Annotated in this window: 26 protein-coding genes and 1 pseudogene; 7 read left to right on the top strand and 20 right to left on the bottom strand. The window is 67.3% G+C overall.

Annotated elements, in window-relative coordinates; translation table 11 throughout:
* Nucleotides 1-41 precede the first annotated feature (41 nt).
* The gene (locus QPK32_RS23525; RefSeq protein ID WP_290415211.1) at nucleotides 42-812 is read left to right on the top strand and encodes an exodeoxyribonuclease III; all 771 of its coding nucleotides are present in this window, start codon (nucleotides 42-44) and stop codon (nucleotides 810-812) included.
* Here the strand turns inward: QPK32_RS23525 and QPK32_RS23520 are convergent.
* From QPK32_RS23520 to gshB, 10 genes are all read right to left on the bottom strand, one after another.
* On the bottom strand, nucleotides 800-1,813 hold the full coding sequence (locus QPK32_RS23520) for an ATP-binding protein (RefSeq protein WP_290415210.1): 1,014 nt from the start codon (nucleotides 1,811-1,813) through the stop codon (nucleotides 800-802). The genes QPK32_RS23525 and QPK32_RS23520 overlap by 13 nt on opposite strands.
* The gene (locus QPK32_RS23515) at nucleotides 1,777-2,952 is read right to left on the bottom strand and encodes a GAF domain-containing protein (RefSeq protein ID WP_290415209.1); all 1,176 of its coding nucleotides are present in this window, start codon (nucleotides 2,950-2,952) and stop codon (nucleotides 1,777-1,779) included. Before QPK32_RS23515 ends, QPK32_RS23520 begins: the two co-directional genes overlap by 37 nt.
* Before the next feature lie 62 nt (nucleotides 2,953-3,014).
* Entirely contained in the window at nucleotides 3,015-3,956 is a 942-nt protein-coding gene (locus tag QPK32_RS23510) for an RluA family pseudouridine synthase (RefSeq protein WP_290415208.1), read from the bottom strand.
* Between the two features lie 7 nt (nucleotides 3,957-3,963).
* Nucleotides 3,964-4,875 carry a M48 family metallopeptidase gene (locus QPK32_RS23505; RefSeq protein WP_290415207.1) on the bottom strand — a complete coding sequence of 304 codons (912 nt, stop codon included), beginning with the start codon at nucleotides 4,873-4,875 and terminating at the stop codon, nucleotides 3,964-3,966.
* A gap of 68 nt (nucleotides 4,876-4,943) precedes the next feature.
* Entirely contained in the window at nucleotides 4,944-5,561 is a 618-nt protein-coding gene (gene metW, locus QPK32_RS23500) for a methionine biosynthesis protein MetW (protein WP_290415206.1), read from the bottom strand.
* On the bottom strand, nucleotides 5,558-6,715 hold the full coding sequence (locus QPK32_RS23495; RefSeq protein WP_290415205.1) for a homoserine O-acetyltransferase: 1,158 nt from the start codon (nucleotides 6,713-6,715) through the stop codon (nucleotides 5,558-5,560). Before QPK32_RS23495 ends, metW begins: the two co-directional genes overlap by 4 nt.
* Nucleotides 6,716-6,780: 65 nt before the next feature.
* Nucleotides 6,781-8,538, bottom strand: a complete 1,758-nt coding sequence (gene ptsP, locus QPK32_RS23490) for a phosphoenolpyruvate--protein phosphotransferase (RefSeq protein WP_290415204.1) — start codon at nucleotides 8,536-8,538, stop codon at nucleotides 6,781-6,783.
* A 39-nt stretch (nucleotides 8,539-8,577) separates the two neighbouring features.
* Complete coding sequence (locus QPK32_RS23485) at nucleotides 8,578-8,847, bottom strand: HPr family phosphocarrier protein (protein WP_290415203.1); 270 nt, start codon at nucleotides 8,845-8,847, stop codon at nucleotides 8,578-8,580.
* Between the two features lie 46 nt (nucleotides 8,848-8,893).
* Nucleotides 8,894-9,298 carry a PTS sugar transporter subunit IIA gene (locus QPK32_RS23480; protein ID WP_290415202.1) on the bottom strand — a complete coding sequence of 135 codons (405 nt, stop codon included), beginning with the start codon at nucleotides 9,296-9,298 and terminating at the stop codon, nucleotides 8,894-8,896.
* A gap of 12 nt (nucleotides 9,299-9,310) precedes the next feature.
* On the bottom strand, nucleotides 9,311-10,258 hold the full coding sequence (gene gshB, locus QPK32_RS23475; protein ID WP_290415201.1) for a glutathione synthase: 948 nt from the start codon (nucleotides 10,256-10,258) through the stop codon (nucleotides 9,311-9,313).
* A gap of 170 nt (nucleotides 10,259-10,428) precedes the next feature.
* Between gshB and QPK32_RS23470 the strand changes: the two genes are divergently transcribed.
* On the top strand, nucleotides 10,429-11,151 hold the full coding sequence (locus tag QPK32_RS23470; RefSeq protein WP_290415200.1) for a class I SAM-dependent methyltransferase: 723 nt from the start codon (nucleotides 10,429-10,431) through the stop codon (nucleotides 11,149-11,151).
* 106 nt (nucleotides 11,152-11,257) lie between these two features.
* Here the strand turns inward: QPK32_RS23470 and gshA are convergent, their stop codons facing one another.
* From gshA to QPK32_RS23450, 4 genes are all read right to left on the bottom strand, one after another.
* Nucleotides 11,258-12,559: a glutamate--cysteine ligase gene (gene gshA / locus QPK32_RS23465; RefSeq protein ID WP_290415199.1), complete on the bottom strand. Its 1,302-nt coding sequence runs from the start codon at nucleotides 12,557-12,559 to the stop codon at nucleotides 11,258-11,260.
* A 157-nt stretch (nucleotides 12,560-12,716) separates the two neighbouring features.
* On the bottom strand, nucleotides 12,717-14,258 hold the full coding sequence (locus QPK32_RS23460; RefSeq protein ID WP_290415198.1) for an ammonium transporter: 1,542 nt from the start codon (nucleotides 14,256-14,258) through the stop codon (nucleotides 12,717-12,719).
* Nucleotides 14,259-14,267: 9 nt separating this feature from the next.
* Nucleotides 14,268-14,606 (bottom strand): P-II family nitrogen regulator, encoded by a 339-nt coding sequence (locus QPK32_RS23455; protein ID WP_141838913.1) that lies wholly within the window; start codon nucleotides 14,604-14,606, stop codon nucleotides 14,268-14,270.
* Nucleotides 14,607-14,618: 12 nt separating this feature from the next.
* Nucleotides 14,619-15,371 carry a TorF family putative porin gene (locus QPK32_RS23450; RefSeq protein ID WP_290415197.1) on the bottom strand — a complete coding sequence of 251 codons (753 nt, stop codon included), beginning with the start codon at nucleotides 15,369-15,371 and terminating at the stop codon, nucleotides 14,619-14,621.
* Nucleotides 15,372-15,695: 324 nt separating this feature from the next.
* Between QPK32_RS23450 and QPK32_RS23445 the strand changes: the two genes are divergently transcribed.
* Entirely contained in the window at nucleotides 15,696-15,947 is a 252-nt protein-coding gene (locus tag QPK32_RS23445) for an accessory factor UbiK family protein (protein ID WP_290415196.1), read from the top strand.
* 115 nt (nucleotides 15,948-16,062) lie between these two features.
* Here the strand turns inward: QPK32_RS23445 and QPK32_RS23440 are convergent, their stop codons facing one another.
* Nucleotides 16,063-16,857 (bottom strand): glycine betaine ABC transporter substrate-binding protein, encoded by a 795-nt coding sequence (locus QPK32_RS23440; protein WP_290415195.1) that lies wholly within the window; start codon nucleotides 16,855-16,857, stop codon nucleotides 16,063-16,065.
* Complete coding sequence (locus tag QPK32_RS23435) at nucleotides 16,857-17,939, bottom strand: L-dopachrome tautomerase-related protein (RefSeq protein WP_290415194.1); 1,083 nt, start codon at nucleotides 17,937-17,939, stop codon at nucleotides 16,857-16,859. The genes QPK32_RS23440 and QPK32_RS23435 overlap by 1 nt, the downstream gene beginning before the upstream one ends.
* 95 nt (nucleotides 17,940-18,034) lie before the next feature.
* Between QPK32_RS23435 and QPK32_RS23430 the strand changes: the two genes are divergently transcribed.
* Entirely contained in the window at nucleotides 18,035-18,952 is a 918-nt protein-coding gene (locus tag QPK32_RS23430; RefSeq protein ID WP_290415193.1) for a LysR family transcriptional regulator, read from the top strand.
* On the opposite strand, the gene QPK32_RS23425 is transcribed toward QPK32_RS23430, so the two are convergent.
* The 4 genes from QPK32_RS23425 to QPK32_RS23410 form a co-directional block, all read right to left on the bottom strand.
* On the bottom strand, nucleotides 18,938-19,225 hold the full coding sequence (locus QPK32_RS23425) for a hypothetical protein (protein WP_290415192.1): 288 nt from the start codon (nucleotides 19,223-19,225) through the stop codon (nucleotides 18,938-18,940). The genes QPK32_RS23430 and QPK32_RS23425 overlap by 15 nt on opposite strands.
* A 92-nt stretch (nucleotides 19,226-19,317) precedes the next feature.
* Nucleotides 19,318-19,785: a nuclear transport factor 2 family protein gene (locus tag QPK32_RS23420; RefSeq protein WP_290415191.1), complete on the bottom strand. Its 468-nt coding sequence runs from the start codon at nucleotides 19,783-19,785 to the stop codon at nucleotides 19,318-19,320.
* A 40-nt stretch (nucleotides 19,786-19,825) separates the two neighbouring features.
* A complete protein-coding gene (locus QPK32_RS23415) occupies nucleotides 19,826-20,245 on the bottom strand; it encodes a tautomerase family protein (protein ID WP_290415190.1) in 420 nt (139 codons plus the stop codon).
* An 8-nt stretch (nucleotides 20,246-20,253) separates the two neighbouring features.
* Entirely contained in the window at nucleotides 20,254-21,153 is a 900-nt protein-coding gene (locus QPK32_RS23410; RefSeq protein WP_290415189.1) for an alpha/beta hydrolase, read from the bottom strand.
* 261 nt (nucleotides 21,154-21,414) lie between these two features.
* On the opposite strand from QPK32_RS23410, the gene QPK32_RS23405 reads away from it, so the two are divergent.
* The 3 genes and pseudogenes from QPK32_RS23405 to QPK32_RS23395 all read left to right on the top strand — a co-directional run.
* A complete protein-coding gene (locus tag QPK32_RS23405; protein WP_290415188.1) occupies nucleotides 21,415-22,131 on the top strand; it encodes a flavin reductase family protein in 717 nt (238 codons plus the stop codon).
* 96 nt (nucleotides 22,132-22,227) lie between these two features.
* Nucleotides 22,228-23,178, top strand: a complete 951-nt coding sequence (locus tag QPK32_RS23400; RefSeq protein WP_290415187.1) for a LysR family transcriptional regulator — start codon at nucleotides 22,228-22,230, stop codon at nucleotides 23,176-23,178.
* A 67-nt stretch (nucleotides 23,179-23,245) separates the two neighbouring features.
* A pseudogene (locus QPK32_RS23395) lies at nucleotides 23,246-24,181 on the top strand (YifB family Mg chelatase-like AAA ATPase); the annotation flags it as partial.
* Between the last annotated feature and the right edge of the window lie 193 nt (nucleotides 24,182-24,374).

Here is a 24,374-nt window from a genome sequence, read left to right as displayed (position 1 = left end):
ACACTATCGGCCTCGCAATCGTGCTCCGACCCGTGTAGACCATGCCAAGAATTATTTCCGCCAACCTGAACGGCATCCGCTCCGCCCACAAGAAGGGCTTCTTCAACTGGCTGGCCAAGCAGGACGCCGACTTCATCTGCGTGCAGGAGCTGAAGTGCCAGCTCGCCGACATGACCGAGGAATTCCTGGCGCCGCACGGCTACCACGGCCACTTCCACTACGCCGAAAAGAAGGGCTACTCGGGCACCGGCGTCTACAGCCGCGCCAAGCCGGATGCGTTCAAGATCGGCTTCGGCTGCACCGAATTCGACAACGAAGGCCGCTATACCCGCGTCGACGTGGACGACCTGACCGTGATCTCGCTGTACGCCCCGTCGGGCTCCTCGTCACCCGAGCGCCAGGAAGCCAAGTTCCGCTTCATGGAAGTGTTCCTGCCCCACCTGGTCGAACTGCAGGCCGAGGGCCGCGAGATCGTCGTGTGCGGCGACTGGAACATCGCGCACAAGGAGATCGACCTCAAGAACTGGAAGGGCAACCTGAAGAATTCCGGCTTCCTGCCGGAGGAACGCGCGTGGATGACGCGCATCTTCGACGAGCTGGGCCTGGTGGACGTGCACCGCGGCATCGACCAGCGCCCCGAGCAGTACACCTGGTGGAGCAACCGCGGCCAGGCGTACGCGAAGAACGTGGGCTGGCGCATCGACTACCACGTCGCCACCCCGGGCATCGCTTCCAGGGCGCATGCCGTGTCGGTCTACAAGGACGAGCGCTTCTCCGACCATGCGCCCCTGATCATCGACTACAAGCCCTGATCGTCCCGCCGGCCGGCGCCGGCCAGCACTGCCCGGATGTCTTCGGCGGCGGCGGGCTTGAGCAGGTGCCGGTCGAAACCGGCCGCCCGCGAGCGCGCCCGGTCTTCCGCCGCGCCCCAGCCGGTCAGCGCCACCAGCGTCAAGGCGGCCAGCTGCGGCATGGCGCGCAGGCGGCGCGCCGTCTCGTAGCCGTCCATGCGCGGCATGCCGATGTCGAGGAAGGCGAGCTGCGGCAGGAATGCGGCCGCGGTCTCCAGCGCCTCCACGCCGTCGGCGGCGATGCGCACCTCGTGTCCCTCCAGTTCCAGCAGGCTGCCCAGGATCCTGGCGGCATCGGCATTGTCGTCGGCGACCAGCACCCGCAGGCGCTGCTGCTGCCGTTGCTGCGCCAGGGCGATGCCGTCGGCGCCCGCTTGCAGCAAGCCCTGCGCCGCCAGCGGCAGGCGGATGGTGAAGGTGCTGCCCTGCCCCGGCCCGGGGCTGGCGGCGCGCACCGTGCCGCCGTGCAGCTCGACCAGCTTCTTCACCAGCGACAGGCCGATGCCCAGGCCGCCGTTGGCGCGGTCGATGTTCTTGGCCACCTGGGTGAACATCTCGAACACGGCGCCCAGCGCCTCGGCCGGGATGCCGATGCCGTCGTCGGCCACCGCGATGACGACGGCGTCGCCTTCCGGTGCGGGATCCAGCGCGACATCCAGTGCAATACGGCCACCCGGTGCCGTGTACTTGGCGGCGTTCGTCAGCAGGTTGCCGATCACCTGGCTCATGCGCACGGCGTCCGCCTCGATGGCGACCGGCCCGTCGGGCAGCGTGACCGACAGCCGGTGGCGCGCGCCTTCGACCAGCGGCGCGGTCGACTCGACGGCACTCTCGACGACGGCGCGCACGTCCACGATTTCCTTCTGCAGCACGATCTTGCCGCTGGCGACGCGGGCGATGTCGAGCAGGTCGGACACCAGGTGCGTCATGTGGCGCAGCTGGCGGTCCATCGTGTCGCGCACGGACGCGCGCAGGGCCGGGTTGCCGTCGGCCAGGCGCAGGATATCCAGGCCGTTGCGCAGNGCAGCTGGCGGTCCATCGTGTCGCGCACGGACGCGCGCAGGGCCGGGTTGCCGTCGGCCAGGCGCAGGATATCCAGGCCGTTGCGCAGCGGCGCCAGCGGGTTGCGCAGCTCGTGCGCCAGCGTGGCCAGGAATTCGGACTTGTGGCGGTCGGCCGCGCGCAAGGCCTCGGTCGAGCGCACCCGCTCGATGTGGGCCCAGCAGCGCTCGACCACGGCGTCGACGAGGGCCACCTCCTCGGCGCTCCAGGCGCGCGGCTGCTCCTGGTGCACGGCCATCATCGCCACCAGCCGGCCTCCCTTGGCCAGGCCGCAGCAGACGATGGCCTTGATGCCGATCTGGTTGAACATGTCCTTGCCGTCTTCCGGCGCCAGTTCGCTGTCGACGTCGCCGATCACCAGGTTGCGGCCCATGCGCAGGTTGGCGCGGGCGCGCGAACCGAACAGGTCGAGCGAATAGACGCCCACGGTGCTGATCGCGCCCGGCACGCGCCAGTCGTGGCGGATGGTGAAGCGGTCGTTGTCCGCTTCCAGGTCGGCATAGGCCACCCGGGTCGCGCCCAGGTATTCGCCCAGCAGGCGCGTGGCCTCTTCCATGATCACCTTCGGATCGGACGCGACCCGCGTCGCCTCCCCGATGCTGTCGAGCAGGCGCAGGCGCTCCTCGACCCCGTAGCGTTCGGTGATGTCGGTGCCGGTGGCGGCGATGAACAGCGGCGTCCCGTCCGGCCCCGCGACGGGGGCGAGGACGAGCCCGATGAAACGGCGTTCGCCGTTCGCGCAGAAATGCGGCACCTCGAGACGCACGGTGTCGCCACGCGCCGAGGCCTCGACGCCGGCGCGCACCTGCCCGGCCAGCCCGGCCGCGCCGTTCCACCAGCCGCATTCCCAGAACGCCCGGCCCGCCACGTCGGCCCGCGCGTAGCCGCCCGTTTCCAGCGACGCGCGGTTGGCCTCGGCCACGGTGCCGTCCAGCGCCAGCAGCACGGCGAAGTGCGGGACCTGGTCGAAGAAGGACGGGAACCAGTTGCCGGACGGCGTCGGGTCAGGAGAAGCGTCGGTCGAGGGACGGGTCGGCATGGGCAACACGGAAAACGGAACAAGTGCGAACGATAACACGGCCCTTGCCGCGGTGTTGCCGTTCACGCATCGGGCCAGGCCAGTTCGCGCACGCTCTCGAACGTGCGCTCCTCCCCCGTCAGCGGATCGGTAAAGCCGATGCGGCGCGCCAGCAGCTGCAGCGGCGCCGAGAAATCGTCGCCCTTGCACGGCAGCGCGACCGGATAGAAGGCATCGTTCAGGATCGGCACGCCCAGCGAGGCCATGTGCAGGCGCAGCTGGTGCTTGCGTCCCGTGTGCGGGTGCAGGCGGTAGCGCGCGAGGTCGCCGCGCCGTTCGATCATGTCCACCAGCGTTTCCGAATTCGGCTCGCCCTCCTCTTCCTTCATGACGAAGAATTTTTCGCCGTCGACCATGCGGCTGCGGTAGGTGAAGGGAAAGTCGCGTCCCTGCAGCGCCGGCGCCAGCGCCTCGTAGACCTTGCGGATGCTGCGCTTCTGGAACATCGACTGGTAGGTGCCGCGCGTGTCCAGGTTGTGCGAAAAGATCACGACGCCGGCCGTCTCGCGGTCGAGGCGGTGGATCGGGGTCAGGTGCGGCAGGCCGAGCTTGTGCTTCAGGCGCACCAGCAGCGTCTCGCGCAGGAAGCGTCCGGTCGGGATCATGGGCACGAAGTGCGGCTTGTCGACCACCAGCAGGTGCTCGTCGCGGAACAGCACCCGTTCCTCGAACGGGATCGGGGTTTCCGCGTCGAGCTCGCGGTAGTACCAGATGCGCATGCCGTGGCGCACGTGGCTGTCCGGCTGCAGCCGCTCTCCCTTGGCGTCGACGACGTCGCCGCGCGCCAGGCGCTCGGCCCAGGACGGCCCGCCGACGGCGCCGAAGCGCTCCTCCAGGAAGGCCAGCATGCCGCCCGGGCGATCCTCCGTGATCCACAGGTAGCTTGGCGCGACGCCGTCGCGCACCGGCAGCGGGACGACGGCATTGGCGGCGGCCTGGTGGCCCTTCCTGACGAAACGTGCCATCCCTTCCCTAGCGTGACGCGACGTTGCTGCGGTAGGCCGGCAGGCGCTCGACCGACGTGCCCTTGCTGCGCGCGTACAGCGGCAGCAGCACGTCCATGTGGTCCTGGATCTGCTCGATGCGCTCGCTGCCGCCCGGGTGGGTCGACAGCAGCGCGATCGGCGCGCCGCTCTTGTCGAGCTGCGCCATCTTGTTCCACAGCGCGATGCCGGCGCGCGGGTCGTAGCCCGAGCGCGCGGCGATGTCGAGGCCGACGAGGTCCGCCTCGCGTTCCTCGTCGCGCGAGAATTTCAGCACGACCAGCTGGCCCGCCGTATTCGCCAGGCCGCGCACGTCGTAGCCGAGCCAGGCCGAGGCCAGCGCGCCGCCGATGCCCGTGACCAGGCCCGTCGTCGTGGACTTGCTCTGGCGGTCGCGCCCGTGCTCGCGCAGCGCGTGGGCGATCTCGTGGCCCATGACGGCGGCGATCTCGTCGTCGGTGAGCTTCAGCTTGTCGATGATGCCGGTATAGAAAGCGATGCGGCCGCCCGGCATGCAGAAGGCATTCACCTGGTCCGACTTGAGCAGGTTGACCTGCCATTTCCAGGCCTGGGCGCTGTCGTTCCAGCGCGCCGTGTTCGGGATGATGCGGCGCGCGATGGCGCGCAGGCGCTGTACCTGCGGATCGCTTTCCGGCACCAGCACGCCTTTTTCGCGCGCCTGCGACACCAGAGCCGTGTACTGCTGGGCGGACTGCTCGTTGATCGCCTTTTCCGGCGCCGTGAAGTCGCGCCAGCGTCCGCGCAGGCCGTCGCGCTCGATGGGCTTGACGGCGATGCCGTCCTGGACGACCTGATCCTGCGCGAAGGCGGGCGCCGCCTGCAGCGTGCCGCACAGGGCCAGCAGCAGCGCGGCGTGTTTGACGCGAATGAATTTGTTCATGGTCGGTATCCTTGTACGTTCTTGACAAGAATCTTCTCAAAAAGCACGTACGTACAGCACACGATAGATCAGCTGACGACCAGATCCTTCTTGCGCAGCCTGAACACGGCCAGGCTGCCGCGCAGGTTCGGCAGGAAGGAGACCAGCTTGCCCTCGGCCAGCGCCACGTAGTCGATCACCTCGAGCCCGCATTTCTCGGCCAGGTCCTTGAAGTCGTAGATCGTGGCGTAGCGCACGTTGGGCGTGTCGAACCACTGGTACGGCAGGGAGCGCGACAACGGCATGCGCCCTTTCAGCAGCGCCGCGCGGTGCGGCCAGTAGGCGAAGTTGGGGAAGGACACGATGGCTTCCTTGCCGACCCGGACGATGTCGCGCAGGCGCGCCTCGACATGCTGCATCATCTGCAGCGAGGACAGGCACAGCACCATGTCGAAGGCGTTGTCGCCGAACAGGTCCAGCCCCTCTTCCATATCGTGCTGGATGACGTTGATGCCGCGCCGGGTGCTTTCCAGCACCTTGTCGTCGGCGATCTCGACGCCGTAGCCGGTGCACTGCTTTCCCGTCTCCAGGTAGCGCAGCATGGCGCCGTCGCCGCAGCCCACGTCCAGCACGTGCGATCCTTCCTTCACCCAGTGCGCGATGAACGCGAGGTCGGGCCGCAGGGTGCTCAGGTCTTCGAATTTCATGCGGCCTCCCGCTTTTTGTTATTGCTTTCTTCCCAGATCCGCTCGTAGTAGGCGCGCACGATGTTCATGTAGCGCGCATCCTCCAGCAGGAAGGCGTCGTGGCCGTGCGGCGCGTCGATCTCCGCATAGCTCACCTTGCGGCGGTTGGCCAGCAGCGCTTCCACGATCTCGCGGCTGCGCTCCGGCGAGAAGCGCCAGTCGGTGGTGAACGAGGCGATCAGGTATTGCGCCTTGGTGTTTTCCAGCGCCTTGGCCAGGCTGCCGCCGTGCTCGCGCGCGGGGTCGAAGTAGTCGAGCGCCTTGGTGATCAGGAGGTAGGTATTCGCGTCGAAGTACTCGGAGAATTTATCGCCCTGGTAGCGCAGGTAGGATTCGATCTCGAAGTCGATGCCGAAGTCGAACTTGTAGTCGTTGGTCTCGGCCGCGTTGCGCAGCTTGCGGCCGAATTTCTCGGCCATGTCGTCGTTCGACAGATACGTGATGTGGCCGACCATGCGCGCCACCTTCAGGCCGTTCTTCGGCACCACGCCGTGCTCGTAGAAATCGCCGCCGCGGTAGTCGGGGTCGGTCAGGATGGCCTGGCGGGCGACGTCGTTGAACGCGATGTTCTGGGCCGACAGCTTGGGCGTGGAGGCGATCACGATGCAGTGGCGCAGGCGCTCGGGGAACATGATGCTCCAGGCCAGCGCCTGCATGCCGCCCAGCGAACCGCCCATGACGGCGGCGAACTGTTCGATACCAAGGCGGTCGGCCAGAAGGGCCTGGGCCGCGACCCAGTCTTCCACCGTCACCACGGGGAAGGCGGCGCCGTAGGGCTTGCCGGTGGCCGGATTCGTGTGCATCGGCCCCGTCGAGCCGAAGCATGAACCGAGGTTGTTGACGCCGATGACGAAGAAGCGGTCGGTATCGACCGGCTTGCCCGGCCCCACCATATTGTCCCACCAGCCCGCGCTCTTGGGCTCGTCGTAGTGGCCGGCCACGTGGTGCGAGGCGTTCAGCGCGTGGCAGATCAGGACGGCGTTCGACCGGTCGGCATTCAGCGTGCCGTAGGTTTCGTACATCAGCGTGTAGTCGGCGATCGACGCCCCGCCCTGCAGGCGCAGCGGTTCGGCGAAGTGCATCGCCTGGGGGGAGACTATTCCAAGGGATCCCATGAGACTCGTTGTTATATGTGCGCGCCGTGCCGCGGGATGCCGGGCACGGCGTCGAAGCAAATCGTTTAAAGGGTTTGCAGCTGCTCGACGGCCTCGGCGATCGCCGCCGGTTCCATCGTGCGCAGGATGCGCTTGGTGCGCGCCGTCAGGGCCTGCGCGTCGCTGGACAGGATTTCCTGCTTGACCGCCAGCAGCTGGGCCGGATGCATCGAGAATTCGCGCAGGCCCATGCCCAGCAGCAGGCGCGTGAGCTTGACGTCGCCCGCCATCTCGCCGCACACGGCCACGTCGATGCCCGCCTTGCGGCCGGCGTCGATGGTCATCGCGATCAGTTGCAGCACGGCCGGATGCAGCGGATTGTACAGGTGCGCGACCTCGTAGTCGACGCGGTCGATGGCCAGCGTGTACTGGATCAGGTCGTTGGTGCCGATCGACAGGAAATCCATGCGCTTGACGAACATCGGCAGCGCCAGCGCGGCGGCCGGGATCTCGATCATGGCGCCGACCTCGATCGCCTCGTCGAACTTGATGCTGCGCTCGCGCAGCTGCTGCTTGGCCTGCTCGATCAGGACCAGGGTCTGGTCGATCTCGAACGCGTGCGCCAGCATCGGGATCAGCATGCGCACCTTGCCGCAGGCGGAAGCGCGCAGGATCGCGCGCAGCTGGGCCAGGAACATCTGCGGCTCGGCCAGGCAGTAGCGGATGGCGCGCAGGCCCAGGGCCGGGTTCAGCGCCGTGTGCTCGGCCTGGTCGAGCGGCTTGTCGGCGCCGACGTCGAGCGTGCGGATCGTCACCGGGCGGCCCTTCATCGCCAGCACGGCCTTGCGGTACTGTTCGAACTGCTCGTCCTCGCCCGGCACCTTCAGGCCCTGGGCGCCGCGCCCCATGAACAGGAACTCGGAGCGGAACAGGCCCACGCCGGCGGCGCCGGCATCCAGCGCCGGGCCGCAGTCGTCCGGCAGCTCGATGTTGGCCAGCAGCGTGATCGCCGTGCCGTCCCTGGTGACGGCCGGGGTCTTCTTGAGCTTGAGCAGGCGCTTGCGCGCCTTCATCAGGGCGGTCTGGCGCGCGCGGTACTGCTCCAGCACCAGGGCGCTCGGGTTGCAGATGACGACGCCGGCGTCGCCGTCGACGATCACCCAGTCGTCCTGCTCGATCAGGCGCGAGGCCTGGCTCATGCCGACGGCGGCCGGAATGTCCAGGCTGCGCGCGACGATCGCCGTGTGCGAATTCTGGCCGCCGACGTCGGTGACGAAGCCGACGAAGGAACGGTCGCGGAAGGCCAGCATGTCGGCCGGCGAGATGTCGTGGGCCACCACGATCATCTGCGGCTGGAAGTGATCTTCACCCGATGGCCGGACCGGCGGCGCATGCAGCTCGGTCCCCATCAGCACCTTCAGCACGCGCTCGGCCACCTGCTGGATGTCCTGCTTGCGCTCGCGCAGGTAGGGGTCCTCGATCTCGTCGAACTGCGCCGACAGCTCGTCGATCTGCGTGACCAGCGCCCATTCGGCGTTGTAGTGGCGCGTGCGGATGATGTCCAGCGGCGCCTCGGAAATCATGGGGTCCGACAGGATCAGCACGTGCACGTCGATGAACGCGCCCAGCTCGGTGGGGGCATCCTTCGGCAGCTCCGTCCACATCTCCTGCAGGTTGCGGTGCACCTCGCCGATCGCGTGCTGCAGCCGCTCGACCTCGGCCTCGACCTGCTCTTCCGGCACCAGGTAGTGCTTGACGTCGAGCGCGGCCGGCGTGAGCAGGTGCGCGCGCCCGATCGAGATCCCGCGCGAGACCGGAATGCCATGCAGTGTGAACGATGCCATCGATGGTCCCTGGAAGCGCCCGCTCCGTGTATCCGGCATTTACTCGCCTTCGCCGAACTTGTCGTTGATCAGGGCGGTCAGGGCCGCGATGCATTCCTGCTCGTCCGGCCCTTCCGCTTCCAGCGTGACTTTCGCGCCCTTGCCGGCGGCCAGCATCATGACGCCCATGATCGACTTGGCGTTGATGCGGCGGCCGTTGCGGGACAACCAGACGTCGCTCTGGAATTTCGCGGCCAGTTGGGTGAATTTGGCGGAGGCGCGGGCGTGCAGGCCCAGCTTGTTGATAATTTCGAGTTCTTGCTGAATCATAAGTCGATGAGGTCTGCCCGCTCGTTGTCGTTGTTATGCGGGTAGGCTAGGAACCTACCCGAATCCTGTTGTCCACCCTGACCGCGCCGTTCTGCGCGCCCGCCAGCGCCATCTCGACGACCACGTCGAGCGTGTCCTGCCGATAGGTGATGGCGCGCAGCAGCATCGGCAGGCTGATGCCCGCGATGACTTCCACATGACCGGGGTCGGTCAGGCAGTTGCAGCAGTTGGACGGGGTGCCGCCCTTGACGTCGGTGATGACGAGGACGCCATCGCCTTCGTCCAGGCGCTTGATTGCGCTCTTGGCGAGCGCGTCGATCTCCTTCGTGTCCTGGTCCGCGGTGACGTCGATCGCCTCGAAGCGCTCGACGGGTGCGCGGAACACGTGCGCGACCGCCGCGATGAATGCCTGACCCAGCGGAGCGTGGGTCATCAGCAGGATGCCTACCATGTCAGTTCCCGTTTATTTACCGGATGCGTTCCGTTCGACGGCATCGATGAACATCGCCGCGACGTCGAATCCGGTCTGGTCGAAGATCTCCTGGAAGCAGGTGGGGCTGGTAACGTTCACCTCCGTCAGGAAATCGCCGATCACATCCAATCCTACCAGCAACAGGCCACGGGCGGCCAGTAGCGGGCCGACGCTTTCCGCGATCTCGCGCTCGCGGTCGGAAATCGGCTGGGCCACGCCCAGGCCGCCGGCCGCCAGGTTGCCGCGCACTTCGCCGCCCTGCGGGATGCGCGCCAGCACGAACGGCACCGGCTTGCCGTCGATGACGAGCACGCGCTTGTCGCCCTTGACGATGGCGGGAATGTATTTCTGCGCCATGATCGTGCGCGCGCCGTTGTCGGTCAGCGTCTCGATGATGGAGCCCAGGTTCAGGCCGTCGTCCTTGACGCGGAAGATGCCGGCGCCGCCCATGCCGTCGAGCGGCTTGAAGATCACGTCGCCATGCTCGGCGTGGAAGGCGCGCAGTTGCGTCGGCGACGACGACACCAGCGTCGGCGAGGTGAACTGGCTGAACTGGGCGATGGCCAGCTTTTCGTTGTGGTCGCGGATCGCGGCGGGCTTGTTGATCACGCGCGCGCCCTGGCGCTCGGCCTGTTCTAGCAGGTAGGTGCCGTACACGTATTCCATGTCGAACGGCGGGTCCTTGCGCTGGATGACGGCATCGAAGGCCGACAGCGGCACCGTCTCGGTGGCGCCGGTCACGTACCATTCGTCGGGGTCGCCCGTCAGGGTGATCTCGGTCGCTTCGGCGGTCACGATCCCCTGGTTGAGTACCAGGTGGCGCTGTTCGAAGGCATAGACCCGGTGGCCGCGGCGGGCCGCCTCGCGCATCATGGCGAAGGTCGAATCCTTGTAGATCTTGAAGCCGGACAGCGGATCGGCGAGAAAAGCGATTTTCATGATGGTTCCAGTCGGGACAATGCCTCGATTTTAGCCGGAAATGCCGATGTTCGCGGAAAGCGGCCTGGCAGATTCCCCTTGGCAAAAAGTCATCTATCCGGTACGCGTTTGCGACCCCTCAAGCATCCATGCGGCATGCTTGGGAAGATGCGAACGAAGGAGGAACGGCCATGAACGAGGGGGCTGAACACGAACGCATCAACCAGGTCTATCGCACGTGGCATGGCGGGGCCGCCCTCGCCCGCTACGCCTGGCACCGCCCGGAAATCGTGCGCCAGGCGGCTGGCCGTGCGCGCACGCTGGCCGCGCTGCTGGCCGCCACCGTCGGCCGCGATTTGTCGGCCGTGCGCGTGCTCGACGTCGGCTGCGGCAACGGCGGCTTCCTGCGCCAGCTGATCGACTGGGGCGCCACGCCCGCCCACCTGGCCGGCACCGAACTGCAGCAGGACCGGCTCGACCAGGCGCGCAGCCGCAGCGCGCCCGGCGTGCGCTGGCACCTGGGCGGGCTCGAAGCCTTCCCCGACGACAGCATGGACCTGGTCAGCGCCAACACGGTGTTTTCGTCGATCCTCGACGAGGACCTGCGGCGCGCGCTGGCCGCCGAGATGTGGCGCGTGCTGCGCCCGGGCGGCTGGACCATGATCTTCGACTTCCGCTACGACAATCCGCGCAACCCGCAGGTGCGCAAGGTCGCCGACGTCGAGCTGCTGCGCTTCTGGCCGGCCGAGCAGCGTCATTACCGCAGCCTGGTGCTGGCGCCGCCGCTGGGACGCGCGCTGGCCAGCCTGCCCTGGATGCTGCCGGAGCTGCTGGCCACCTGCGTGCCGCTGCTGCGCTCCCATTTCATCTACATGGCGCGCAAGCCCGAACCGGTGCCCCGGTTCCGGGCGTAGGGTGGACGGCTGCGCCGTCCACGCGGCGATACACGCCGGCAGCGCCGTCGCTACCGACCACGACGCCGAAGGCTGGGCACCACGTGCCCACCACAACAGAGCCCGATCAATAAATCTCCGGATCCGGATCCGTACGTTCCAGCTCCAGCGACGCCGCCAGCAGCGCCAGGCGCGCCACCACGCCGTACACGTAGAAGCGGTTCGGCGCCGCCGTACCCGGCTTGGCCTTCAAGTCCGGCACCGCATGCTGCTGGGCGAACGCCAGCGGCACGTATTGCGAGCCAGGCGCGTTCAAATTCTGGTCGACGCCGCGCTCGGCGTGCACGCGGTAGAAGCCGCCCACGACATAGCGGTCGATCATGTAGACGACCGGTTCCGCCACCGCGTCGTTGATCGATTCGAAGGTCGGGACGCCTTCCTGGATCATGACGTCGGTCACGGTCACGCCATCCTTGATGACCGACATCTTGTTGCGCTGCTTGCGGTTCAGGTCCTTGACCTCGCTCGCATCCTTGACGGTCATGATGCCCATGCCGTAGGTGCCGGCATCCGGCTTGACGATGACGAAGGGTTTCTGGTCCTTCATCCCGTATTCCTTGTACTTCTTCTTGATCTTCGACAGCAGCGCCGACACGTTGTCGGCCAGGCATTCCATGCCCGTGTCTTCCTGGAAGTTCACTTCGCCGCACTTGTTGTGCAGCGGATTGACCAGCCAGGGGTCGATGTCGATCAGCTTGCCGAATTTCTTGGCAACTTCGTCGAAGGCCTTGAAGTGGTTGCTCTTGCGGCGCACCGCCCAGCCGGCGTGCAGCGGCGGCAGCAGCGACTGTTCGTGGACGTTTTCCAGGATGGACGGGATGCCGGCCGACAAATCATTGTTCAGCAGGATCGTGCAGGGATCGAAGTCGGCCAGGCCCACGCGGCGGCCATTGGCCGAGCGCACGAGCGGCTCCACGACGAGCATGTTCCCGTCCGGCAGCGCCAGCGGGGTCGGCTGGGTGACGTCCGGCGACAGCGAACCCAGGCGCACGTGCAGGCCCGTCTGGCGGAAGATCTGCATCAGGCGCTGCACGTTCTGCAGGTAGTACGGGTTGCGCGTATGGCTTTCCGGGATCAGCAGCAGGTTGCGCGCGTCCGGACAGTACTTGTCGATGGCGGCCATGGCGGCCTGCACGGTCAGCGGCAGCATCTCGGTCGACAGGTTGTTGAAACCGCCCGGGAACAGGTTGGTATCGACCGGGGCCAGCTTGTAGCCGGCATTGCGCAGGTCCACCGAGCAATAGAACGGCGGCGTATGCTCCTGCCACTCGAGGCGGAACCAGCGCTCGATGGCGGGCGTGGCTTCGAGAATCTTCTTTTCCAGGTCCAGTAGCGGACCGGACAATGCGGTGGCGAGATGGGGAACCATAACGATGACGTCCTTCAGGCTTTATTTTTGGCGGTTTGGTTGACTCACATTGGGGCGCCAGCGCGCATTTTAAAGCCCAGATCCCGTCAAGCAATAAAAAAAGCGCCCGGGAAGGATCCCGGGCGCCCTGGAAGCGCCGATGGACGCAGGAGATTACTTAGGAGTGATACGCCGATTCGCCGTGGCTGGTGATGTCCAGGCCTTCGCGTTCCTGGTCTTCCGGCACGCGCAGGCCGACGACCACGTCGACGATCTTGTAGGCGATGAAGGCAACGACGGCCGACCAGACGATGGTGGTGCCGACGGCTTCCGCCTGGACCAGCACCTGGCTGGCGATCGAGTACGGATCGGCCGACAGCTTGTTGGTGGTGTAGTCGAAGATGCCCTGGCCGCCCAGCTGCGGCGCGGCGAACACGCCGGTCAGCAGCGCACCCAGGATGCCGCCCACGCCGTGCACGCCGAACACGTCGAGCGAGTCGTCTGCGCCGATCAGGCGTTTCAGGCCGTTCACGCCCCACAGGCAGACCAGGCCGGCCACCAGGCCGATGATCAGCGCGCCCATCGGACCGACGAAGCCGCAGGCCGGGGTAATGGCGACCAGCCCGGCCACCGCGCCCGAGGCGCCGCCCAGCATCGACGGCTTGCCCTTGGTGATCCATTCGCCGAAGACCCACGACACGGTGGCGGCGGCGGTGGCCAGCAGGGTGTTGATGAAGGCCAGCGCGGCGATGTCGCCCGCTTCCAGCGCCGAACCGGCGTTGAAGCCGAACCAGCCCACCCACAGCAGCGAGGCGCCGATCATGGTCATGGTCAGCGAGTGCGGGGCCATCGATTCGCGGCCGTAGCCGACGCGCTTGCCGATCAGGATCGCGCCGACCAGGCCGGCGACGGCGGCATTGATGTGGACCACGGTGCCGCCGGCGGTATCCAGCGCGCCCTTCTGCCACAGCCAGCCGCCCTTGGCGGTTTCGGTGGCCAGCGAAGCGGCCGTGATGGCGTCCGGACCGGTCCAGAACCAGACCATGTGGGCGACCGGCAGGTAGCCGAAGGTGAACCACAGGACCATGAACAGCAGCACGGCCGAGAAGCGCACGCGTTCGGCGAAGGCGCCGACGATCAGGCCGCAGGTGATGGCGGCGAAGGTGCCCTGGAAGGCCACGAAGATGAATTCGGGGATGACGACGCCCTTGCTGAAGGTGGCGGCGGCGGCGAAGCTGCCCTTGACCGGATCCCAGATGCCCTTCAGGAAGGCGCGGTCGAGGCCGCCGATGAAGGCATTGTTTTCCGTGAAGGCGAGCGAGTAGCCGTAGATGCACCACAGGACGATGATGACGGCGAACGTCATGAACACCTGCATCAGCACGGACAGCATGTTCTTCGAACGCACCAGGCCGCCGTAGAACAGGGCCAGGCCCGGGATCGTCATCATGATCACCAGCAGGGTGGCGACGAACATCCAGGCGGTGTCGCCCTTCTGGGCCGTCGGTGCGGCCGGGGCCGCTTCGGCGGCGGCCGGTGCCGCGGCGGCAGCGGGTGCAGCTGCGACCGGTGCTGCGGCCGGTGCCGCGGCGGGCGCGTCGGCCGTGGCGGTGGCCGGGGCCACGGAAGTGGATGCATCCTGCGCGAGGACCGGGCCCGACAGGCCCAGCGCCACGGCGACGGACACGCCTGCGATCAATTTAGTAATAGTACGGATCATGGTTTCCCCTTACAGCGCATCGTTGCCGGTTTCGCCGGTACGGATACGGATTACCTGCTCCAGATTGGAGACGAAAATTTTGCCGTCACCGATTTTGCCGGTGCGTGCCGCGCTCTGAATCGTATCGATCACCTGGTCGACGATGGCATCGTCGACTGCCGCCTCAATCTTGGTTTTCGGCAAGAAATCGACCACGTATTCCGCACCGCGATACAGCTCGGTGTGGCCCTTCTGGCGGCCGAATCCCTTCACTTCGGTCACCGTGATGCCCTGCACGTTGATCTCCGACAGGGCCTCGCGGACCTCGTCGAGCTTGAAGGGTTTGATGATGGCGGTGATCATTTTCATGCTATTGCCTCTTCAGAAAGTTTTTGAAACAGTGAGCAGGGCCGCGGACTTGCCCAGGTTCTCGGCCGACGGACTCAGGTAGGCACTGGTGTCGGCTTTCACCCATGCGAGGGCGACCGAGCAGATGCCCAGGTCCTTGGTGACGCCGATCTTGTAGTCAGTGTAGGAAAGCGAACCGTTGTGGCGCAGGCGCTGGCGCCCGACGTGCACGTTCACGACGAAGCCGTTGGTGACGTCGATGTTGGCGCCGACGTCGAGGTAGCCGCTCTGCTTGCTGTCGGCGGTGCCGAACAGATTGGTCAGGGAATGCGAATACTTGATGTAGGCCGGGCCGTAGCCGAGCTGGCCGTACAGTTCGAAGGTGTTGGCATTCGGCTTCAGGCCGTTGTCCGGGTAGAAATAGTAGAGGCCGCCCACGTCATAGGTGATGGCGTCGCTGATGTTGCCGCGCTTGCCGCCGTAGATGTCCCACTCGACGTTGCCGTCGCCGCCCAGGTCCTTCGTCCACTTGATCGAGGATAGCCAGGTGCCGACGTACAGGCCGGTCGGGTTATGCGTGTAGTCGGCCCCGCCGGAGACGGCCGGGTCCAGGCGCGACTGCGACAGGCCGCGGTAGCGGTAGTCGCTGCTGATGGCGGCGTTGTAGGTGACCGTGTGTTCCGGTTGCTGTTCCTGCGCGGTTGCGATCTCGGTGGCGAACACGGTCGCTGCCAGTAATGCAACCTGGGCCCACGTATTGCGGTAATGCGTGCCGTCATGCGTCATACGACTTCTCCCCTAGTTGTTGGTCATGTGCTGGTGATGCGGTTTACAATCCGTGTTCGCGATCCTGTCAAATCGGAAGCGCCTGAAACCGCCGCCTTGTGCGCAACAGTTTGTTGGGATTCTTATGTTTTAGGTATGCTTTAGCAGGATGCGTGCCAACCCACGGTGCAAGGAATATCCCCTTGTTTTCAGGGTATTCCATCGCAACATGGGGTTAAAAAAAAGCAATACCTGTCTTGACGCCTGCGCCATTGCGGTGCACGCACTATTTCAGGATCATGCGCACCATCGTGGTGCGGCGCCTATTACCAGGAACACTGTGAAATGAATAACTTCTTCAACGACTTGCAAGGCAAGCTCAACCAGGCAATCGAGAATTCCCCGGCCAAGGACATCGAACGCAACGTCAAGGCCATGATGACCCAGGGCTTCTCGAAGCTGGACCTGGTCACGCGGGAGGAGTTCGACATCCAGGCCCAGGTGCTGGCCAAGACCCGTGCCAAGCTCGAGGCGCTGGAAGCGCGCGTGGCGGCGCTGGAGGCGAAATTGGCGGCGTCGGAGACCACCAAGATCTGATCGGCGGGGTGGCAACGCGGTGGGCACGTGGTGCCCACCCTACGTATGGCGTGCATGCGCGCCCACCATACGGATCCATGGCGTGGGGTGGGCATCACATGCCCACCATGGCGTATCAGGCCGTCGCGCCTTGGGTCGCGAGCCAGCGCCGCGCCGCGTCCTGCGCGCTCAATCCTTCCACGCGGATCGCATGTTCCAGGTCCGTGACCACGTCGTTCCCCAGGTACAGTCCCCGCAGTTCCTCCAGCGCGGCCGGCGCGATGTTCGGCAGCACCGTCTTGCGCGCCACCAGCGTCGCCTGGTCCTGGCCGCCCAGCAAGCCCTTCGGCTCGACCAGGGAGCGGATGCGGTAGTCGTGGTGCAGGTACTGCGGGCTCCACAGCGGCAGCACCAGCCAGCGCTTGTCGGCGACGGCGCGCTCGAACTTGGCGAACGCCGTCGCCTCGCTGCCCGGCTCGAAGCGGTAGCCGAACTCGCGCAGGCCGTAGGCGTCGATCATCGCCGTCGAGAAGCGGCTGATGCCGGCACCGGGATTGATGCCGTCGATGACCCGGTCCATCTTGTCCAGCACCTCAGGCTTCTTCAGGTCGTCGACCGAGGCCAGCACGTCGGCCGGCACGTAGTCGGGCACGCCCCACAGGCAGTACGGCTCGTACAGCACCGTCAGTTTTTCCACTTCGTCGAGCGACGGCGCCAGGTAGCCGCCGTGGCTGGCCGGCAGCCAGGCCGACGAGACGATGTCCACTTCCTTCGCGTGCAGCAGCTGGAACATGGCTTCGTGCGGCGCCGCGCGCAGTTCCACCGTGTGGCCGTGGCGCTCCAGGATTTCCTTCACGACGCCGGCGCTGGCCAGGTGGAAGGACAGGTCGATGTAGCCGAGGCGGATCGGCTGGTCGGTACGGGTAGTCATTACTTGATCTCCTTCATGTCGATGCTGTACAGGGTGACGGGCTGCTGCACCTTCGAGGTGCCGCCGTTGAACACGGGCACGCGGTCCATCTGGGGCACGGGCAGCCAGATGCGGCCGTTCGCGATGGTGGGGGCATCGACCCAGTGCAGGCGCGGATCGCTCAGCACGGTCGTGACCTTGCCGTCCGGCGCGCGCTTCACCAGGCTGCTGGTGCGCAGCTCGGTATAGAACAGGTTGCCCTTCGCATCGAGCACGGAGCCGCCGATCGGCGGCAGGTCGGCCCAGGGCTTGACGGCGGTGGCCAGCGTCGCGGCCGTGGACGGATCGTCGAGCAGCTGGGTCGGTACCTGCGACCAGGGGCCGGTCAGCGGGCCGTAATACAGCGTCTTGCGGTCGGGGCTGAGCTCGAACGGGTCGACGTTCACGGCCAGCGGCTCGCCGTCGGCGCCGCGCACGATGGTGCCGGCGACGTCGATCGGGCGGGTCTTGGGCGCCACCACGGACGGATGGTTGTCGAGCACGCGGCGCGACTTGCCGGTGTCCAGGTCGACGACGATCAGGCCCGGCTTGCCGGCATCGGTGAGATAGGCATGGCGGCCGTTGAAGCGGATGTCGTCGACATAGCTGCCCGGCAGCGCCACGTCGGGGCCGAAGGAAACCGTGCGCACGACGCGGTTGGTCTTCAAGTCGATCTGCACGGCCTTGGCGCCGCCCGGCAGCGGGTCGCCGCCGAACTGGGGCGAGCCGGTGTCGATGACCCACAGGCTGCCGCGGCCGTCGAGGTGGATCGCATTCACGTTGACGAAGGCGTGGCTGTTGTCGCCGCCTTCCTTCCAGCCGTTCCAGGCCGCGTCCGGATAGGGCACCGGCTTGCCGTCCTTGCCGACCAGGCCGAGGGCCGGGCCTTGCGAGCCGGTCCAGCGCGGGCCGGCGACGAAGACGCGCTTGCCGTCGACGGCGACGGCATTCCAGATCATCGTGTCGCTGGCCGCTTCGACCTTGAGGACGGGGGCCGCGGCGGCGCTGCCGGCGATGGCGGCAGCCGACAGCGCGGCGGTGGCGAGCATGGAAGGTGTGGACATGGTGGACGCTCCTGGTATTGATCGATAGAATCAGCTTACGCCATGCTTTTTTGAATGAAAAGCCTCCATTTTGCATAACCTGGATTCACTTTTGAATGAACGCTGATTGGAACGATTACCGTGTCTTCCTTGCCATCGCGCGCCACGGCACGCTGAGCGAGGCGGCGCGCCGCCTGGGCCTGTCGCAGCCGACGATGGGCCGGCGCCTGCAGACGCTGGAAGAAGCGCTCGCGCGTCCCCTGTTCCAGCGCACCGCGGATGGCTACGTGCTCACGAACGAAGGCCAGTCGGTGCTGGCGAACATCGAGCAGATGGAAGAACAGGCGACGGCCGTCGAGCGCAAGCTGGCCGGCGAGTCGGAACTGGAGGGCCTGGTGCGCGTGTCGACGACGGAATGGTTCGGCGCCCACCTGCTGGCGCCGATCCTGGCCGGCGTGCGCATCGACTATCCCTGCCTGGCGATCGAACTGGTCACGGAAACGCGCCTCGTCAGCCTGGCCCGGCGCGAGGCCGACCTGAGCTTTCGCTTCCGCGAATTCGAGGAACCGGACGTGGTGCAGGTACGCGCCGTGGCGCTGGACTTCGGCGCCTACGCGAGCCATGCCTACCTGGAGCGCTGCGGGCTGCCGCGCGGCGGCGATGGCGATGGCGATGGCGATGGCGATGGCGATGGTGATGGTGAGGGCGGCGGCAAGGGCCACACCCTGATCACGATGGACACGGGCTTCGGCACGCTGGCCGACGTGTCCTGGCTGACGGGCCGCCTGCCCGCCGCCGCGATCGGCCTGCGCGCCAACAGCCGCGACGTGCAGGCCAGGCTGTGCGCGGCCGGCGCCGGCATCGCCGTGCTGCCGCGCTGCGTGGGCGATGCGACGGCGAACGTGGCCCTGCTCGACCTGGGAGAAGCGCCGCCGGGACGCACCGTCTGGGCCGGCTACCACAAGGACATAAAACGCTCGCCGCGCGTGCGCGCGGTGCTGGATGCGGCCCTGCGCGGACTAGCGAAACCGTAACAGGCGCCAGCCGCCGAACAGCCCCGCCCCGCCCAGGCTGACGCCGACGAAGATGCCGACCATCCAGGCGGCGGGATTGGCCAGCGTGAGGGAATCGGCGCCGAACAGCAGGCCGCAGGCCAGCACCGCCTGCGTCACCCACACGGCGCGCAGGGGACGGAACGCCTCGAGGTCGCCGCGCCGCCACAGGCGCAGGGCGACATACCATGCCGGGCCGCACAGCAGGACGAACAGGATGGCGATGCCGAGGACGGCGAGGACGATGCGGTGCATGGGTGACGGTACAGGTCGCGGTGACGGTCGGCAGGCGCCGAATCCGCTACATTACCAGAGCGCGCGCCAGGCCGTGACCCCGCGTGCCCCGTTCACCCGGGAAGGCCCGCCTCGCGGACACGCGCCGCGGCGATCACGTCCAGCTTCGGGTAGCGGCGCGGCGCCTGTCCGGCCAGCACGTCGCGGCCCTTGGCGGTGTCGGCGTAGATCCTGCCGTGGACGATCATGCCGTCCTCGATGCGGAACAGGAACAGGTGCTCGTTCTCCATCTGCGCGCCGTTGCGGGCTTGTGCCCGCGCGGTGACGGGCACCGCGACATGGTCGCCGCCGTCGATGACGGCATGGGCATCGTAGTGGAAGTAGTCGTAGTACTCGGCGTACAGCACGGTCCACCACGCCCGGAACTCCTCGATGCCTTCGTAGCGCCCGCCGTACGGCAGCGACTCGGGAAATTCGAAGACCACGTCGCGGTGCAGGAAGGAAGCCAGGGCGTCGCGGCGGTTGCGTTCGAAGCCCGAGTAGGCGAGCCTGCAGGCTTCGACGATCGGTGCATTGCTCATGGCGATTCTCCGGAAAGGGCCGGCGCGCGCCGGCTGCGGCTTACCATTTGGGAGCGCCCTCGGCCAGCTGGGCCAGGCCGCGCCCGAACGAGAAGTTCTCGTTCGGGACGGGGATCGCGGCGATGAACAAGTCGTCCGGGCGGATGCCGGCCTGTTGCTCCAGCAGCGCCGCCAGCGTCGCGAACAGCTGCTTTTTCTGCTCGAGGGGCCGGTGCGCGCCCATCAGGATATCGACGATGACGGCGCCTTCGCTGCGCTGCATGCCCATGAAGGTCGGATGGATGTGCAGCTCGCCCGGGCCGTGCTCGGTGATGGTGACGAAGCGGTCGCCTTCGGGAATGCCGAGGGCGTCGACCAGCGACTGGTTGGCGGCATCGGCGATGCGGTGCTTGCGCTCGACGTCGAATCCGCGCGGGACGTGGAAGTGAAATACGGGCATGGCTTCTCCTTCGGTGGACATGGCAGCGCTCATTCGGCGCCCAGGTGCGCGGCGAACCATTCGCAGGCGGCGCCGCAGGCAATCGGGAAATGCGTGTCGTACGGGGTGAAGTGGCCGCCGCGCAGCAGGACGAGGCGCTTGGGCTGCAGCGCCGCCTCGTAGGCCTGCAGTTCGAGGTCGGCGAGGGTCACGCGGTCCTCGTCGGCGACGATCATCAGGAGCGGCGTCGGCGCGATGCGCGCGGCCCAGATGCCGGGCTCGTACTGGCGCGCGCGGTCGCTGGAACGCACGGTGACCGTGTTGTTCCAGTCGGCGCCGCCGAGATCCTGCAGGTAGAAATCGATCGCCTCGCGCGAACGGTAGGCCGCCGGCTGCGCCGGGTCGGCGCCGGCCACGGCCTGCATACGGGGCGCCTGGCCGGCGTGCACGGCGCGCAGCTCGTCCGCCAGCAGGTCCAGGTAGGCCGGCATGTCGTCGGGGGCGACGCGGCGCTGGCTTTGCTCGTAGCCGCTGATCGTGGGCACCTGTGCGACGACGCAGCGCACGCGCCGGTCGACCGCCGCCAGCACCAGCGCGTGCCCGCCGCTGTAGCTGGTCCCCCAGATGCCGATGCGCCCGCCGTCCACTTCCGGCCGCCCTTCCAGGAAGCTCAGGGCGCGCCGCCAGTCGGCCAGCTGCATGGCGGGATCGATGTCGTGCCGCGGCAGGCCGCCGCTGGCGCCGAAATTGCGATGGTCGTGGACCAGCACGACGAAGCCGGCGTCGGCGAAGGCGCGGGCGAAGCGTTCGAGCCCATGCTCCTTGACGGCGGCGAAGCCGTGGCACATCGAGATCGCGGGCCATGGCCCCGTGCCGGCCGGGACGAACAGCCAGCCGCGCAGCGCGACATCGTGTTCGCCGGTGAATTCGATTGCGTGCCTGACGTGCATGGACATCCTCCGTGGATCGGCGGCGGCGCCGGTGCGCCACGTGCCGGACACAGTGTAGGCAGCGCCAGTGCGCGGGCACAGTACGGGGCCGGCAACGGAGCATTGCGGCAACCGGAACAATCGCCCGGCCGCACGGGCGCCGATTGTTACGCACGCGTACATGCTGTCGTGCCGCCGGCGGCGTTTATCCGCGGCGCCGGCCTGCCTACACTGGCAAGACCAGGGCGCCCGCCCTTCTCCCCCGACAGACAGGAGAACGACTTGATCATCGACCCGCAGCAACTCGGCGCCCCGGCGCTCTACAAGATCCTCATCGGCACGGTGCTGCCACGGCCGATCGGCTGGGTATCGACGGTATCGGCGGCCGGCGTGCCGAACCTGGCGCCGTTCTCGTTCTTCACGGTGGTGGCGCGCAAGCCGCCGATGGTGAGCCTGACGATCCAGCCGCGCGCGGACCTGGCGACGCCCAAGGACACGCTGGCGAACATGCGCGAGACGGGGGAATTCGCCGTGCACATCGTGTCGCTCGCCCAGGTCAACGAGATGCACCTGAGCGCCGTGGACCATCCCGCCGACGTGGACGAATTCGCCGTGACGGGACTGGAGCGCCAGCCGTGCGACCTGATCCGCCCGCCCCGCGTGGCCGGCGCGCCGGTGGCGATGGAATGCCGGGTCAAGCGCATCGTCGGCCTGGGCGAGGTCGGCGACCACGTCGTCATCGGCGAGGTGCTCCGCTTCCACGTCCGCGACGACCTGTGGCATCCGAACGGCAGGGTCGACACGGCGGCGATCCAGCCGGTGGGCCGGCTGGCCGCGGAATACACGGTGGTCGACACCACCTTCGCCTGCCCCGCGCCCGCCGAACTGGTGGCCGGCCGCGCGGGGTCGCGCATGCGCCGCCTCGACGGCCGCGACGCGGGCTGGGCCGCGGTGGACGACAAGCACTGGTCGGCCTCCGGCAACGCCAGGATCGACTAGCCCGGCGGCGACGGCGTGGGCGAATGGGGGTAGAATCCCCTGCTGCGCCCGCCTGCACGATGCCTCCATCGGCGGCGCCGGCGCGGGAGCCGACAGATGGACCGCTTGCAAACGTTGAGGGTATTCGTCCGGGTGGCCGAACATGGCGGATTCGCCCGTGCCGGCGTGGTGCTGAACATGTCGAACGCGGTCGTCAGCCGCCACGTCGCCGACCTGGAACGGCATCTCGGCGCGCGGCTGATCAACCGCACCACGCGCCGCCTCTCGCTCACCGATACCGGCAAGGCCTACCTGGAAAAGGCGCGCCAGATCCTGGACGCGTTCGACGAAGCGGGCGCGCTGGCCGGCGCCGACACCACCCAGGCGCGCGGCACGCTGAAGCTGTTCGCGCCCAGCAGTTTCGGGCCCGAACTGAACCGCATCCTTCCCGAATACCTGCGCAGCCAATCCGGCATCCGGCTCGAAGTGACGGTCTCGGACCACGAGGTGGACATCGTGCGCGACGGCTATGACGTGGGCATCTTCACCAACTTCCAGCCGTTCGATGCGTCCATGGTCGTGCGCCAGCTCGGCGTGTCCGAGGTCGTCGTGTGCGCCTCGCCCGACTACGTGCGGCGCCATGGCGCCCCGCGCACGCCGGAGGAGCTGGCGCAGCACGTGTGCCTGAACTTCTCGCACAAGGAACTGCGGCATGCCTGGGTCTTCGCGCAGGGCGGCAAGGAGCGCTACCGGATCCCCGTCGGCAGCCGCGTCGTCTCGAACAGCGGCGACCTGCTGCGCGCCTGCGCGCTGGACGGCGCCGGCCTGCTGCTGCGCACCTCGTTCACGCTGAACGGCGACCTGGAAAGCGGCCGCCTCGTGCGCCTGCTGCCCGACCACTTCCTGGGCGAACTCGACGTGGTCATGGCCTATCCCAGCCGGCGCCAGGTGCCGGCCCGGCTGCGGACCTTCATCGACTTCATGATCGGCAAGTTTCCCGACCCGCGCGAGGATGGCTGGCGCCCCCGTCCGAGGGCGGAAAGGCCGGCGGCCGCCCTGCACGATTAACAGCGCTCAAAGCCGCGCCCGGCGCAAGCGTGCACTATCGTGCGGGTCCCGCATTCACAGGAATCCCATGAGCCTCGCCGTCCTCCGCAGCCGCGCCCTGGCGGGCATGGATGCCCCCGCCGTCAGCGTCGAAGTCCACCTGGCCAACGGGCTGCCGGCGATGCATATCGTCGGCCTGCCCGATGCCGAGGTGCGCGAAGCGAAGGACCGCGTGCGCGCGGCGCTGCAAAATTCCGGCTTCGAGGTGCCGAACCGGAGGATTACCGTGAACCTGGCGCCGGCCGAGCTGCCGAAGGAATCGGGCCGCTTCGATTTGCCGATCGCGCTCGGCATCCTGGCGGCTTCCGAGCAGATCCCTGCCCGCGAGCTGGATGGCTACGAGTTCGCCGGCGAGCTGTCGCTGTCGGGCAGCCTGCGCCCCGTGCGCGGCGCGCTGGCGATGAGTTTCGCGATGCAGCGCCGGCGCGCGGAGGGAGAACCCGTGCGCCGCTTCGTGCTGCCGGCGGCGAATGCGGACGAGGCGGCGCTGGTGCAGGATGCCGTCATCCATCCGGCCGGTACGCTGCTGGAGGTGTGCGCGCACTTCGCCGCCCGCGACGAGGATGGGCGCCTGCCGCGCTACCGCCCCGTGTTGCCGGACCAGCCGCCGCTGTATCCGGACTTTGCCGACGTCAAGGGCCAGCAGCAGGTCAAGCGCGCGCTCGAGGTGGCGGCCGCGGGGCTGCATTCGGCCCTGCTGATCGGGCCGCCCGGCGCCGGCAAGAGCATGCTGGCGGCGCGGTTTCCCGGCTTGCTGCCGCCGCTGTCGGAAGACGAGGCGCTGGAATCGGCCGCCATCCAGTCGCTGGCCGGCGGCTTCGCGATCGAGCGCTGGCGGCGGCGGCCCTTTCGCAGTCCGCACCACACGAGTTCCGGCGTGGCGCTGGTCGGCGGGGGTACCGTGCCGCGCCCCGGGGAGGTCTCGCTGGCGCACCACGGCGTACTGTTCCTGGACGAGTTGCCCGTTAGGTCCGGTTTCAACCTGTCTGTATCAAACGGCTAAATTTGAAACCTAGAAGCGATTTGGTAGTTCGCAGTTGTCGACAACAGGAATGTGCCAGCGTTTCTCAGGTAAGCTCAGTTATAGATGCATTTTTAGATCTTGTTTTTCCACATGGAAATCCCATATGAAGAAATAGCACTGTTGACTAACGTGC

The sequence above is a fragment of the Massilia sp. YIM B02763 genome (genome assembly GCF_030412015.1).
Lineage (GTDB): Bacteria > Pseudomonadota > Gammaproteobacteria > Burkholderiales > Burkholderiaceae_D > Telluria.
This window is presented reverse-complemented; position numbering and strand designations above follow the sequence as displayed.

Excerpts from the sequence above, each read along its gene's own strand:
- QPK32_RS23470 (WP_290415200.1), top strand. The coding sequence starts at position 10,429 with ATGAACGAGGGGGCTGAACACGAACGCATCAACCAGGTCTATCGCACG.
- QPK32_RS23505 (WP_290415207.1), bottom strand. The coding sequence starts at position 4,875 with ATGAACAAATTCATTCGCGTCAAACACGCCGCGCTGCTGCTGGCCCTG.
- gshB (WP_290415201.1), bottom strand. The coding sequence starts at position 10,258 with ATGAAAATCGCTTTTCTCGCCGATCCGCTGTCCGGCTTCAAGATCTAC.
- QPK32_RS23495 (WP_290415205.1), bottom strand. The coding sequence starts at position 6,715 with ATGGGATCCCTTGGAATAGTCTCCCCCCAGGCGATGCACTTCGCCGAA.
- QPK32_RS23435 (WP_290415194.1), bottom strand. The coding sequence starts at position 17,939 with ATGTCCACACCTTCCATGCTCGCCACCGCCGCGCTGTCGGCTGCCGCC.
- metW (WP_290415206.1), bottom strand. The coding sequence starts at position 5,561 with ATGAAATTCGAAGACCTGAGCACCCTGCGGCCCGACCTCGCGTTCATC.
- QPK32_RS23425 (WP_290415192.1), bottom strand. The coding sequence starts at position 19,225 with ATGCACCGCATCGTCCTCGCCGTCCTCGGCATCGCCATCCTGTTCGTC.
- QPK32_RS23445 (WP_290415196.1), top strand. The coding sequence starts at position 15,696 with ATGAATAACTTCTTCAACGACTTGCAAGGCAAGCTCAACCAGGCAATC.
- QPK32_RS23415 (WP_290415190.1), bottom strand. The coding sequence starts at position 20,245 with ATGTCCACCGAAGGAGAAGCCATGCCCGTATTTCACTTCCACGTCCCG.
- QPK32_RS23525 (WP_290415211.1), top strand. The coding sequence starts at position 42 with ATGCCAAGAATTATTTCCGCCAACCTGAACGGCATCCGCTCCGCCCAC.
- QPK32_RS23485 (WP_290415203.1), bottom strand. The coding sequence starts at position 8,847 with ATGATTCAGCAAGAACTCGAAATTATCAACAAGCTGGGCCTGCACGCC.
- gshA (WP_290415199.1), bottom strand. The coding sequence starts at position 12,559 with ATGGTTCCCCATCTCGCCACCGCATTGTCCGGTCCGCTACTGGACCTG.
- QPK32_RS23450 (WP_290415197.1), bottom strand. The coding sequence starts at position 15,371 with ATGACGCATGACGGCACGCATTACCGCAATACGTGGGCCCAGGTTGCA.
- ptsP (WP_290415204.1), bottom strand. The coding sequence starts at position 8,538 with ATGGCATCGTTCACACTGCATGGCATTCCGGTCTCGCGCGGGATCTCG.
- QPK32_RS23440 (WP_290415195.1), bottom strand. The coding sequence starts at position 16,857 with ATGACTACCCGTACCGACCAGCCGATCCGCCTCGGCTACATCGACCTG.
- QPK32_RS23510 (WP_290415208.1), bottom strand. The coding sequence starts at position 3,956 with ATGGCACGTTTCGTCAGGAAGGGCCACCAGGCCGCCGCCAATGCCGTC.
- QPK32_RS23455 (WP_141838913.1), bottom strand. The coding sequence starts at position 14,606 with ATGAAAATGATCACCGCCATCATCAAACCCTTCAAGCTCGACGAGGTC.
- QPK32_RS23460 (WP_290415198.1), bottom strand. The coding sequence starts at position 14,258 with ATGATCCGTACTATTACTAAATTGATCGCAGGCGTGTCCGTCGCCGTG.
- QPK32_RS23420 (WP_290415191.1), bottom strand. The coding sequence starts at position 19,785 with ATGAGCAATGCACCGATCGTCGAAGCCTGCAGGCTCGCCTACTCGGGC.
- QPK32_RS23400 (WP_290415187.1), top strand. The coding sequence starts at position 22,228 with ATGGACCGCTTGCAAACGTTGAGGGTATTCGTCCGGGTGGCCGAACAT.
- QPK32_RS23430 (WP_290415193.1), top strand. The coding sequence starts at position 18,035 with ATGAACGCTGATTGGAACGATTACCGTGTCTTCCTTGCCATCGCGCGC.
- QPK32_RS23410 (WP_290415189.1), bottom strand. The coding sequence starts at position 21,153 with ATGCACGTCAGGCACGCAATCGAATTCACCGGCGAACACGATGTCGCG.
- QPK32_RS23480 (WP_290415202.1), bottom strand. The coding sequence starts at position 9,298 with ATGGTAGGCATCCTGCTGATGACCCACGCTCCGCTGGGTCAGGCATTC.